This is a genomic window from Chitinophaga alhagiae, assembly GCF_003568665.1.
GTDB lineage: Bacteria > Bacteroidota > Bacteroidia > Chitinophagales > Chitinophagaceae > Chitinophaga > Chitinophaga alhagiae.
Genome location: NZ_QXMH01000004.1, coordinates 113,326 through 125,753 on the forward strand (window position 1 = coordinate 113,326; position 12,428 = coordinate 125,753).

The following is a 12,428-nucleotide window of genomic DNA, read 5'->3' on the forward strand; positions in this document are numbered from 1 at the left end:
CCCAATTACCTTAATTTCGTTCACCAAGCATCAAGATTATGAAGTACTGTGAAAATATACTGGAAACCATCGGACATACGCCCCTGATAAAGCTCCATCGCGTAACCGCTGAATTGCCCTGTACCGTGCTGGCCAAAGTAGAGTTCTTTAATCCCGGCAACTCCATCAAAGACCGTATGGCGCTGAAAATGGTGGAAGAGGCCGAAAAAAAAGGTTACCTCAAACCCGGGGGTACCATTATTGAAGGCACATCCGGCAATACCGGCATGGGCCTGGCCCTGGCGGCCGTTATCAAAGGCTACAAGTGTATTTTCACAACTACGGATAAACAATCCAAGGAAAAAGTAGACATCCTCAAAGCCGTTGGCGCGGAGGTAATTGTTTGCCCCACCAACGTGCTGCCGGAAGACCCGAAGTCTTATTACTCCGTATCCCGCAGGCTGGCCAATGAAATTCCCAATTCCTTTTACATGAACCAGTACGATAACCTGGCCAACCGCGATGCGCATTATGAGCAGACCGGCCCGGAAATATGGGAACAGACGGACGGCCGCATCACCCACCTGGTGGTGGCCACCGGCACCGGCGGCACCATTACCGGCACGGGCAGGTACCTGAAAGAAAAGAACCCCGCTATACAGGTGTGGGCCATAGACAGCTACGGCTCCCTGCTGAAAAAGTTCTTTGATACCGGCGAGCTGGACATGAACGAAGTACACCCTTATATCACGGAAGGCATCGGGGAAGATTTTGTGCCGCAGAATTACGACATGAGCGTGATAGACCATTTCGAGAAAGTGACCGACAAGGACGGCGCCGTGATGGCCCGCCGCATAGCCAAGGAAGAAGGCATTTTTATAGGGTACTCCGCCGGTTCCGCCATAGCCGGGCTGCTGCAGCTGAAAAGCCGCCTCAAGCCGGAAGATGTGGTGGTGGTAGTGTTTCACGACCATGGCAGCCGCTACGTAGGCAAGGTGTATAATGACCAGTGGATGATGGAGCGCGGCTTCCTGGACGTAAAAACGGTGAAAGACATTGTGAACAGCCGCCGCAACCTGCCGCTGGTGACCATTCCGCCAGACGAGAAAGTGAGCGGCGCCATTGCCAAAATGAAAAAGTTCGACATTGAGCACCTGCCCGTGGCCAGCAACGGCCAGTTCATTGGCGCCATTTCGGAGAGCGGCCTGTTCAGCAAGCTGATAGACCAGCCGGACCTGAAAGAATCCCCGGTAGAGGCCGTGATGCATAAAGCCTTTCCCGTAGTAAGCATGGAAACACCCATTGAAAAGCTCTCCGTTTATATCAACAAGGAGAACGGCGCCGTGCTCACGCACGATGAAAGCGGCAACTACCACATTATTACCAAATACGATATCATTCAGGCACTGGGCAGTTGATATGTTGTACCACGATCAGTTAGGCCGCACCGTGGAGATCTCCGTTCCTCCCCAACGCATCATATCCGTAGTGCCCTCGCAAACCGAGCTGCTCTACCACCTGGGCGCCACCGTGCAGGGCATCACCAAATTCTGCGTACACCCGGCGGCGTGGTTCCGCAGCATTCCCCGCGTAGGCGGCACCAAGCAGCTGGACCTGGAGCGCATTGCCGCCCTGCGGCCAGACCTCATCATTGCCAACAAGGAAGAAAATGAAAAAGCACAAATAGAGGCCCTGGCCGCGCGTTTCCCCGTGTGGGTGAGTGATATCCATACCCTGGCAGATGCCTGCCGCATGGTGACCGGCCTGGGAGACATTTTGCAGCGGCAGGCCGCCGCGCAGCATATCCGCCAGCAGATAGAAGAAGGTTTCAGCCGGCTGCAACCCCTGCCCATGGCGGCGCCCGCCGCGTATTTTATCTGGCGGGAGCCATGGATGGTGGCCGGTGGAGATACCTTTATCCACGACATGATGGCGCGCTGCGGCTTCCGGAACGTGTTTGCGGACCTGCCCCGTTACCCCGCCATGGGCCTGGCGCAGCTGGCCGCCAGCGGTTGCCGGCTGGTACTGCTTTCCAGCGAGCCCTACCCTTTTAAGGAAAAACACATTGCTGAAATAAAAGCATACCTCCCGGATGCGGAAGTGCTGCTGGTTGACGGGGAAATGTTCTCCTGGTACGGCAGCCGCCTGATGTTTGCGCCGGGGTATTTTGACGAATTGATCACGGCGGTACGGGCAACCATATAGCCGCAGCGCCAAAAGGCCCCGGTGAATAATCCGGTTGCCCGCACCTTCGCATTTCATGCTCCTGAAACCCGGCTTCCGGAAAAATTTCAATTCCCAAAGCAACCCCTTCCTCTCCATACCCGTACCCTTTTCTGAAAAACCGGTCCCTTTCAAAAAACGCGAAAAAACTAAACCACTCAATTATGGAAAGAAGAAACTTTTTGTCCAGCATGGGCATTACCCTTGCTATTGCCTGTACGGGCGGGTTGGCGGCCTGCGGCGGTAAGGGAGACGATCCCGCTCCAAACCCCGGTCCCGGTCCTGGCCCGGGCCCCGGGCCGGGCGCCAAGCTGACCGTTAACCTGGCCACGCAGGTACCGAACGTGGGAGACGCTATCATCAGCAATGGAGTGGTATTGGTACGCACCGCCACCGGCAACGCCGCGGCCTCCTTTGCCGCTTTCACCAGCACCTGCACCCACATGGGCTGCACGCTTTCCGGGGTGTCTGGCGGTAAAATAGAATGCGGCAGCGCCTGCGGGCACGGCAGCAAGTTCAACCTGGACGGTACGGTGAGCAACGGCCCCGCCACGGCCGCGCTGGCCAAATACACCGTTGAAGTGAACGGAACAACGTTAACAGTGAAATAGTGTTTGGACGGAAAAACCGCTCCGCCGGCCATGGCGGGCGGTTTTTTCAATGGAGGAACGCACCCGGTTTTTAAATCTTTTAAAAAAGAACCCTAAAACTTGCGAAAATGCAAATTTTGAAATGCCTATATTTGCTTTCCTTTAAAAATTAAACATTTTAACGTCTATGGGAAAGTACAAAGCCGGCGTATTATTCGGTGAAGAGCTGGAAGCGCTCTATAAAGATGCCAAGGAAAATGAATTTGCCATGCCCGCAGTGAACGTGGTTGGCACCAACTCAGTGAATGCCGTGCTGGAAACGGCCGCCAAGGTAAATTCCCCGGTTATCATCCAATTTTCTAACGGCGGCGCCCAATTCTATGCCGGTAAAGGCATGCCCAATGACAAGCTGCAGGCCAACATTGCGGGCGGTGTATCTGGCGCCAAACACGTACATGAGGTAGCGCAATATTATGGTGTACCCGTAGTGCTGCATACAGACCATGCCGCCAAAAAATGGCTGCCCTGGATTGACGGCCTGCTCACCGCCGGCGAAAAATTCAAGAAAGAAACGGGCCAGCCGCTCTACAGCTCCCACATGCTGGACCTGTCTGAAGAGCCCATCCATGAAAACATTGCGATCTCCAAAGCATATTTCGAAAGAATGAATAAACTGGGCATGTCTATTGAAATTGAACTGGGCGTTACCGGTGGTGAAGAAGACGGGGTAGACAACTCCGGCGTGGAAAACTCGCTGCTGTATACCCAGCCTGAAGACGTGGCCTACGCTTACGAACAGCTGAGCCAGGTTGGCAGCCGCTTCACCGTGGCCGCCGCTTTCGGCAACGTGCACGGCGTGTACAGCCCCGGCAACGTGGAGCTGCGCCCCGAGATCCTGCAGAACAGCCAGGAATTTATTGAGAAAAAATTTAATACCGGCAAAAAGCCGGTATTCTATGTATTCCATGGCGGTTCCGGCTCCCCCAAGCACCAGATCAACGAAACCCTGGGCTACGGCGTGATCAAAATGAACATTGACACAGACATGCAATGGGCTTTCTGGGAAGGCGTGCTGGATTACTACAAGGCCAAGGAAGGCTACCTGCAGGCCCAGCTCGGCAACCCTGAAGGAGCTGACAAACCCAACAAAAAATACTACGATCCGCGTGTGTGGCTGCGCAAAGGGGAAGAAACCTTTGTAAAACGGCTGGAAGAAGCCTTTACAGACCTGAACTGCATTAACCGCAACGCATAATCTTACAGTTGTACAAAAGCCCCCCGCACCAACGGGGGGCTTTTGATTTACGGAAAAGTTTAATTTTATCGTATCTTGCACCACTATTCTTTAATCTAATTTTAGTACAAAATCTAGTATGAGCTGGTTTAAGCGAATTAAACAGGGTATTTCTACCAGTACCAGTGAGAAGAAAGAGGCGCCGGACGGTTTATGGCACAAATGCCCGAATTGTAAGAAAACGACCACCATGAAAGACCTGAAAGAACATTTGTACGTATGTGACAAATGTAACTTTCACAACCGCATCAATTCACCGGAGTATTTTGAGATCATCTTTGATAATAACCAGTTTGAAGAACTCTTTGCCAACATTTACCCGAAAGACATGCTGGGCTTCAATGACCTGAAACCCTACGATGCCCGGCTGAAGGAGGCACAGAAAAAATCAGGGCTGACAGACGCCATGCGCGTTGGCTCCGGGCTGGTGAACGGTAATGGCCTGGTGGTGGCCTGTATGGACTTCAACTTCATTGGCGGCTCCATGGGCTCCGTGGTGGGTGAGAAAATTGCCCGCAGCATAGATCATTGCATGGCCCACCGCCTGCCCCTGCTGATCATTTCCAAATCAGGCGGCGCGCGCATGATGGAAAGCGCCTTCTCCCTGATGCAGATGGCCAAAACGTCCGCCAAGCTCACCCAGCTGGCAGCTGCCGGTTTGCCGTACATTTCATTGATGACAGACCCCACCACCGGCGGCGTTACCGCTTCTTACGCCATGCTGGGCGATATCAACACCGCCGAGCCGGGCGCCCTCATCGGGTTTGCGGGGCCAAGGGTGATCAAGGAAACGATCAAAAAAGACCTTCCCGAAGGTTTCCAGAGCGCGGAATTTCTGCTGGAGCACGGCTTCCTGGACTTTATCCTGGACCGTAAAGAACTGAAAAACAGGCTTAGCACGCTGCTGGAACTGTTCAAGAATTAGGAGGCCTCCCGTGCGGGAATAGGTGTTGCCGGGTGCCATGCAAGTGGCGGCAACGCTCCGGGAAGTGAAGGTACTCAAACATAACAACACCTCTTCCGGGGCTGACAAACAAAGAAGTATGGGCCATTTTTTTCCCCGCCCTGCTCCCGCTGTGTGTCAGCCCCTTATATTTGTGGCGAAATGGCAGAATTAAAGAACAGATCAGCGTATTTCGAGTTTGCGATAGAAGATAAATACATCGCCGGTATGGTGCTGACAGGTACCGAGATCAAGTCCATTCGCGGCGGCAAGGTGAGCTTTAATGACAGCTTCTGCTATTTTTCAAAAGGCGAGCTGTACGTTAAAAGCCTGCACATTGCCGAGTACTCCCATGGCACCTACGCCAATCACGATCCCCTCCGGGAACGCAAGCTGCTGCTCCAGAAAAAGGAGCTGCGGAAAATGGAGAAAAAGCTGCAGGAAAAAGGCTATACCATCGTTCCCCTTCGTATATTCATAAACGATAAAGGGCTGGCCAAAATAGAGGTAGGCCTGGGTAAAGGTAAAAAGCTGCACGACAAGCGTGACAGCATCAAACAACGCGAAGCGGACCGCGAGCTGAGAAGGAACTTCAAGCTCTGACGGTATATTCCGCCAAACGGATCACCCCCATTCCCTGTTTCCGGCATTACATTTGCCTGTTGATATGAAAACCGTAACTATTTACATACTTCGTTCGTCTTGTAAGGGCGCTCATATGAGCCGCATGTTTTTTAAAAGATACACATGTACCATCCGCCTTTCGCAACGCATAACTCTTCATTTGCCGCCTCGCCTTTTGCAGGCCTGTTCCGGTATTTTGCATTCCTAATCCGTAATTTCTCTTGACCATGTTCCGATACCTGCCCCTTCTTTTTATCCTCACCCTGTTTTCCTGCAAATCAGGCGAAAAATTATATAACCAGGGCCATTACGGCACTGCCGTGGAAGCATTCGTAAAAAAACTGCAACGCCGGCCTGCAGACGCCACATCGCTGCAATTGCTCCCCCGCGCTTACCAGGCCGCCATGGATTACCATGAGGGCCGCGCCAAACAGGCACTGGCCTCCAATAACGACCTGAAATGGGAATCTGTACGGGTAGAGTACCGCGCCATGCAGTCGCTTTACAACACCATCCGCACCTCTCCCGCCGCCATGGGCGTGGTAAAGCCGAAAGACTATTCCGCGGCTATTACCGGCGCGCAGGAAAACGCCTCTGAGGCCCGCTACGAAAGAGGCCTGCAACTGCTGGAGCAAGGCACCAAACAAAGCGCCCGCGAAGCGTATGAAGAGTTCAGCGCCGCCCTCCGCCTCACGCCCAATTACAAAGACGCGGCCCAGCTGCGGGAAGAGGCCTACGCCATTGGGCTCGTAAACGTGGTGATCAGCGAAATAGACGTGCGCTCCCCCTACTTCCAGTTTTCCGCGGACCAGTTCAGGGACGCGCTGGTGCGTAACCTGGAGCAGCGCCAGATCAACAACTTCGTAAAGTTCTATGACGAGCGCCGCGTGCGGGGAGACCGGGATTTCAGGCCAGACCAGTACATGGAGCTGCGGTTTATGGACTTCATGGTGGGCCAGACCTTTGTTGACCGATACCAGCGCGAAGTGTCCAAAGTGATTTCCGTTCCCGGCAATAAAAAAGACACTACCGGCAAACCCATTATGGTAGATATTACCGTGAAAGCCACGTTGTATATCACCAAAAAGACCGTGGCCTCCACCGGCCTGCTGGATTACCGTATCACCGATGTGAATGACAACCGCGTGCTGCGGCAAGACAGGGTGCCCGGTTCCTTCACCTGGCAAAACCAGTTCGGCACCTACCGGGGAGACGAGCGCGCCCTCAGTGATGCGGACCGCGCGCTGATAGGCGGCCGGGACATTCCGCCACCGCCGCCGCAAGACCTCTTCATGGAACTGACACGCCCTATTTATGACCGGCTGGCCGGCGACCTCCGCTCTTTTTACAGCCGGTATTAACTTTCCGGCACTGAGATTGTTATACAATCATTAAAATGAACAACATGAAAAAATACCTGGCCTTTTTTACAGCCCTTGCATTTGCAACCAGCTGCAGCTCGCCCAAGCCCGCGGCTACCAACAATGAAGCAGACCTGTATAAGACCTGGCGCCTCGTGGAAGTGCAGGGCCAGCCGGTAGATACTACCAAACTCCAGCGCCCCGCGGAATTTACGTTCAACAGGGCCGAGCAGCGCATCAGCGGCTCCGCCGGCTGCAACAATATTTTCGGGAAATTCACGGTTGCCGCGGATAAACTGACCTTTTCCCCGCTGGCCGCTACCAAAATGGCTTGCGCGGACATGAGCGTGGAAAGCCAATTCCTGCAGATCATAGACAAGGTGAACAACTGGAAGGTAACGGAAGGTTTCCTGGTGCTCAACCAGGACGGTACGCCGCTGGCGAAGTTCATTGCAAAATAGGCTGCCCGCCAACAATACTGAAAAGGGTGCAACAATGCTGTTGCACCCTTTTTTTACTGTCCCGTATGGATCTGCAGCATCCCCTGTAACTGATACTGCAAGAAGGTTTATTATGGGCCGCAGGCTGATAGCGACCCAATGTTTGAAGGCTGATAGCGTTTATATCGGCAAGGCCTGGTGATGTTGCCATAAACGGGAATACACGGCGTTATTGCCCAGCAGGGCCGCATGGGTGCCTTCTTCGGCAATGGCGCCGTCTTGCAGCACCACTATTTTGTCCGCATGCATCACGGTACTGAGGCGGTGGGCAATAACGATGATGGTTTTACCATTGTTCCGGAGCTGCTGCATTACTTCCTGCACGTATTGGTCAGACACGGAATCCAGGGAAGAGGTGGCCTCGTCCAGTATCAGGATGTCCGGGTTGCGGTAGAGCGCGCGGGCAATGGCAATACGCTGCCGCTGGCCGCCGGAGAGGTTAACGCCATGTTCTCCCAGCGGAGTATTGAAACCTTCCGGCAGTTTCTCTATAAAGTTCAGGATGCCCAGCTGGGCCGAAATGCGGAGCACGCGCTGCATATCCGGCTCAAACTCTCCCACGGCAATATTTTCCAGCACTGTTGCGGCAAAAAGGTCTATCTGCTGCGGTACTACGCTTACCCGGCGGCGCAGGCTCTCATGGTCTATATACCTGATATCCATGTTCCCGATCTGGATGCTGCCGGACTGCAGGGGATAGATATTCTGTAGCAGCGCCATCAGCGTGCTTTTGCCGGAACCGCTCTCTCCCACTACGGCGGTGATCTGGCCGCGGGGTATCTGCAGGCTGAAATTCCGGAACACCTCCACGCGGGTGCCATAGCGGAAAAACACGTTGGTGAACTGGATATTGCCCACGTCTTCCGGCGTCAGCCGTACCTTGTTGGCGGTCTCTTCCTGGTCCAGGTCCATGATCTCGAAAAGGCGGTCCGCGGCAATAAGCGCGTCCTGCATGCTTCTGTTGGCGCCTATCAGGGCCATGGCGGGGCCGGTAAAGTACCCTACAATGGCGTAGAAGCTCAACAGCTCGCCCGGGCTCAATTGCCGGTCAAGCACAAAATAGGAGCCCGCCCAGAGCAATATCACTACAAACGCGCTGGTAATGAAACCGCCGGCGGTGCCAATGCCGAGGTTGGTCATGGAGGCGGAAAAGATAGACCGCAGCAGCTTCACAAAGCGGTTCTCTGTTTTGATATTAGCATATTCTTCCAGCCCGAAACGCTTGATGGTGGCTACGGAGTTAAGAGACTCCACCAGCTGGCTGCCCAGTTCCGCGTTGTCTTCCATCAGCCGGCGTTGCATTTTTTTGTTCACCTGGTTACTGATCCAGTATATAAGGGCGTATACCGGCAATATGCACAGTACTATGAGCGCCAGTTTCCAGTAGTAGGTAAACATCAGGCCGAAAGAGAACAGTACAATGAACACGTTCACCACCAGGCCAATGGCCACATCGTTGATGAATACCCTGATCTTCACCGCGTCATTGATGCGGGAGGTGATCTCCCCTACGCGCATGGTATCAAAAAACTGCTGGGGCAGGCGCAGCAGGTGTTTATAGTAGCCCAGTATCAGTTGTGCGTCTATCTGCTGCCCGGTTTTAAGGGCAAATACGCTTTTGAGCTGCCCCACGAACATTTGCAGCACCAGTATCAGCAGCATGATAACGCCCAGCAGGTTCAGCAGGTTCTTATTGCCTTCCACCAGCACGTTGTCTACGATCTTCTGCACGTAAATAGAAGTAGACAGGCCCAGCACCGTGTAAATAATGGCGCCGAAGAGCGCCTGCAGCACCACGGAACGGTGGGGGCGCAGCAGGTACCAGAAACGCTGCAGGTGGGAAACCTTTTCGTTGCCGGGCCTGAACTCGTTTCCCGGCATGAGCAGTACCAGCACGTTGGTCCAGATGGCCTTGAACTGCGCGTGGGTCATTTTATGGAACTGCCCGTCCGCGGGGTCCATCACCACCACCTGCGTTTTGGTAACACGGTATACTACTACAAAGTGGTGCAGCTTTTCCTGTATGATCACATGGGCAATGGCGGGCTTGGGTATATTGAACAGCGCTTCGAACGGGCCTTTCACGCCTTTAGCCTGAAAACCCAGCTTGCCGGCCGCTTCCACCACGCCCAGCACGTTGGTGCCTTTGCTGTCTGTGGCGGCCAGCTGCCGGATGCGGGACACGGGCATCTGGAGGTTATAGTACGCGGCAATAGACGCCAGGCAAGCGGCGCCGCAGTCACTGATATCCCGCTGGCGAACGCGGGTGCTTTTTTTAAGTCTTGCGGTAGTGGACATGGTTTAATTTTTTCCGGCGGTATGAGGGTTCACCCAGTCGTCTGCTTTATCATATAACAATTGGAACAGGCTGCGTTGCGTGAGTATGAAGCGGGCCTGTAGCGTCATGCCTTTTTTGAGCGTACCTCTCACGCCGCCGGCCGTTTGCAGCTCTGTGGCGTCAAACACGCATTTCACCTTGAACACCGGCTGGTTCTCCGCCAGGGTAAAATCATTGTCTACGCTTTGCACGGTACCGTTCACCGTTCCCCAGTCGTTATAATTAAAAGCATCTACCTGGAACTTAACGGGCATGCCTGCACGCAGGTAGCCGATGTCTTTGGGAGACACAAGGCATTCCGCCACCAGGTTGGAATCTGGCGAGATGATGCCGATGGCCTCACCCACCTGGATGTATCCCCCGGCGTACTTGCCGTTAAATTCCTGCAGCGTGCCGCTTACCGGCGCCTTGATCAGGTTCCATTCCTTCTGTTTTTCCAGCTGGTCCGCATCGGCCTGCAGGCGGTTGCTCTCCAGCCGGTAGCGGCTCAGCTCTTCCGCCCACGCACTTCGCTGCTGCTGCACGGCAAGGCTGTAGGCGGCTTTGGATTTATCATACTCGTACTGCTTGTCCCGCAGTTCTTTTTCGGCTATCACCTTGTCTGCGAACAGTTTCCGGTACATCTCCAGGTCGCTCTCCAGCTTGCGCATGGTGGCCTGCTGCTCGTTGAGGGAAGATACGAAGCGGCTGTACTGTTGCTGGTACAGGGCAGACTGCAGCCCGCCGCCCCCACCGCCCGCGGCCAGGCGCGCCAGGTCACTCACATAGGTTTCCCGCTGCTTCAGCTCAAAGGAGGTCTGCAATAATTTACTGTTGCTAATGTCTTCCTGCAGGCGCAGGATCAACTGGCCCTTCTCCACATGCTGCCCTTCCGTTACCAGCACTTCCGCAATGGTACCGGCCACAAGGCTGCGCAGCTCGTTCTTTTCCGTTACCGGGCGTATAATGCCGGCAGACTGTACGGACACATCCACTTTAATGAAAGGCAGCGCTATGAGGCTGAGCAGCACCGCCACAAGAACCGTTGTGTAGATCAATTGAGTACGCACCCGCACCCGTGGCAGCCACGTGAATGCAGATTGCTCAATGACCTCTACTGGGAATAACTGAGGCATGAACAAATTTCAAAAATGAAAAATGATGCTTAACGGTTCAAATGGTTAACAAGCAAAATTTGCTTAAAGACGTAGGGGCAATTTACAATTTATTATTGAATAATAATATATGGTTTGTTACATCTTTGAGAAAAGGCCCTGGTCACCCTGCTCATACCCGGCATCTACCTGCAGGTGCCCGCCGTCTGCCGCTTCTGTGGCCAGCTGGTCACAGCGGTTGTTCTCCGGGTTGGTAGCATGCCCTTTCACCCATTGGAAACGGATGCGGTGACGTTTGTATAACGGGATGAAACGCTCCCACAGGTCCCGGTTCTTCTTTTCCTTGAACCCGGTCTTCACCCAGTTCCACAACCAGCCTTTTTCCACCGCGTTCACCACGTACTGGCTGTCTGTATAGATGGTAATGTTCAGGCCTTCCTTGGTCAGCACCTCCAGCGCTACTATCACTGCCAGCAGCTCCATCCTGTTATTGGTGGTCATGCGGTAACCCTGCGAAAGCTCTTTCCGCACGCTCCCCCAGATCAACACCACGCCATAACCGCCCCTGCCGGGGTTCCCTCTTGCCGAGCCGTCTGTATAAATGATCAATTGCTGATTTGCTGCCAATGCCGGTCTGTTTTTAGTAAGGCGCAAAAATAAGGGAATAATAAAACATACTTGATACCATATTCTAAATGTAAACGAAAATATCCCACAGTGTCAAGGCAAGCCTTTTAAGTGTAAACTATCTAGTAGCGCAAAAAGTGGATATGGAGGTTATTGGGCGTAAAGTTGCTTTGGTTCGGGTTTCTTTTGTTCAAAAGAGAAATTAATTTTATAATCTCCAAAGGTTTTTATAAAAAATAAAGCAGCAAGCACAAGCGTGAAAATAAAAGAACTTACAATTCCTATCCAAACATTTTTCCAAAAAGAGGGGGTAATAGGTGCAATAATGTTTTTAAGTATTTCGGCTTGTTGTGTTATAGCTTGTTGTTTGTAATTCGTTAATTCTTCATCAAGCACATTGTCAATAAAACCTTGTACTATCAATTCTGCTTTTATTCTGTAACTTTCAATGGAACTTTCGGAAGAAGAAAAGTCGTTAAATGGGATTAACTCGGCATCTGTAAGGGTCTTCCCGCCCTCGTTTTGTTTTTCGATGTATTCGACTTTGCTTTTTTTGTAAAGAGAATACGCTATGTGGCCAATTAAATCCGTATCATTTTCTACAAGTTTTGAATAGATATAGTTATAGTTTCTCTGCATATTGCTTTAGAGATTTTGCATAAGCCTCATTTATTTTATCTTTGCTAATTTCCCTGATTTTCACACTGCCGTTAAATACTGTTTTAGCTGTAATAATACCAGTATATTTTTCCCTAGTGCTAAAGTCTACTCCTTTTAACACAAGATTACTATTGGCTCTCCTAATTGCTTCAGGCGATGTTTTAAATTTAAGTGTCATAATTTCAAGTCGATTTA

General features: G+C 52.5%; 13 protein-coding genes. 8 read left to right on the forward strand and 5 right to left on the reverse strand.

The window, feature by feature from the left end:
• Positions 1-38: 38 nt before the first annotated feature.
• The 8 genes from D3A97_RS19705 to D3A97_RS19740 all read left to right on the forward strand — a co-directional run bounded on the left by D3A97_RS19705 (position 39) and on the right by D3A97_RS19740 (position 7,475).
• Complete coding sequence (locus D3A97_RS19705) at positions 39-1,397, forward strand: pyridoxal-phosphate dependent enzyme (protein WP_119080270.1); 1,359 nt, start codon at positions 39-41, stop codon at positions 1,395-1,397.
• Position 1,398: 1 nt separating this feature from the next.
• Positions 1,399-2,184 (forward strand): helical backbone metal receptor, encoded by a 786-nt coding sequence (locus D3A97_RS19710; RefSeq protein WP_119080271.1) that lies wholly within the window; start codon positions 1,399-1,401, stop codon positions 2,182-2,184.
• A gap of 182 nt (positions 2,185-2,366) precedes the next feature.
• Positions 2,367-2,813: a QcrA and Rieske domain-containing protein gene (locus D3A97_RS19715; RefSeq protein ID WP_198674089.1), complete on the forward strand. Its 447-nt coding sequence runs from the start codon at positions 2,367-2,369 to the stop codon at positions 2,811-2,813.
• 166 nt (positions 2,814-2,979) lie between these two features.
• Positions 2,980-4,047 carry a class II fructose-bisphosphate aldolase gene (gene fbaA / locus D3A97_RS19720; protein ID WP_119080273.1) on the forward strand — a complete coding sequence of 356 codons (1,068 nt, stop codon included), beginning with the start codon at positions 2,980-2,982 and terminating at the stop codon, positions 4,045-4,047.
• A 118-nt stretch (positions 4,048-4,165) separates the two neighbouring features.
• A complete protein-coding gene (accD, locus tag D3A97_RS19725; protein WP_119080274.1) occupies positions 4,166-5,011 on the forward strand; it encodes an acetyl-CoA carboxylase, carboxyltransferase subunit beta in 846 nt (281 codons plus the stop codon).
• Positions 5,012-5,191: 180 nt separating this feature from the next.
• Positions 5,192-5,632 carry an SsrA-binding protein SmpB gene (smpB, locus tag D3A97_RS19730; RefSeq protein WP_119080275.1) on the forward strand — a complete coding sequence of 147 codons (441 nt, stop codon included), beginning with the start codon at positions 5,192-5,194 and terminating at the stop codon, positions 5,630-5,632.
• 248 nt (positions 5,633-5,880) lie between these two features.
• Entirely contained in the window at positions 5,881-7,014 is a 1,134-nt protein-coding gene (locus D3A97_RS19735; protein WP_119080276.1) for a tetratricopeptide repeat protein, read from the forward strand.
• Between the two features lie 44 nt (positions 7,015-7,058).
• Entirely contained in the window at positions 7,059-7,475 is a 417-nt protein-coding gene (locus D3A97_RS19740; protein WP_157986646.1) for an META domain-containing protein, read from the forward strand.
• Between the two features lie 159 nt (positions 7,476-7,634).
• Here D3A97_RS19740 and D3A97_RS19745 read toward each other — a convergent pair whose 3' ends face one another.
• The 5 genes from D3A97_RS19745 to D3A97_RS19765 form a co-directional block, all read right to left on the reverse strand.
• Positions 7,635-9,812 carry a peptidase domain-containing ABC transporter gene (locus tag D3A97_RS19745; protein ID WP_119080278.1) on the reverse strand — a complete coding sequence of 726 codons (2,178 nt, stop codon included), beginning with the start codon at positions 9,810-9,812 and terminating at the stop codon, positions 7,635-7,637.
• A 3-nt stretch (positions 9,813-9,815) separates the two neighbouring features.
• The gene (locus tag D3A97_RS19750) at positions 9,816-10,967 is read right to left on the reverse strand and encodes an HlyD family secretion protein (RefSeq protein WP_119080279.1); all 1,152 of its coding nucleotides are present in this window, start codon (positions 10,965-10,967) and stop codon (positions 9,816-9,818) included.
• Between the two features lie 117 nt (positions 10,968-11,084).
• Positions 11,085-11,573, reverse strand: a complete 489-nt coding sequence (gene rnhA, locus D3A97_RS19755) for a ribonuclease HI (RefSeq protein WP_119080280.1) — start codon at positions 11,571-11,573, stop codon at positions 11,085-11,087.
• Between the two features lie 150 nt (positions 11,574-11,723).
• Positions 11,724-12,212: a hypothetical protein gene (locus D3A97_RS19760; protein WP_119080281.1), complete on the reverse strand. Its 489-nt coding sequence runs from the start codon at positions 12,210-12,212 to the stop codon at positions 11,724-11,726.
• A complete protein-coding gene (locus tag D3A97_RS19765; RefSeq protein ID WP_119080282.1) occupies positions 12,196-12,411 on the reverse strand; it encodes a hypothetical protein in 216 nt (71 codons plus the stop codon). Before D3A97_RS19765 ends, D3A97_RS19760 begins: the two co-directional genes overlap by 17 nt.
• Positions 12,412-12,428: the final 17 nt, after the last annotated feature.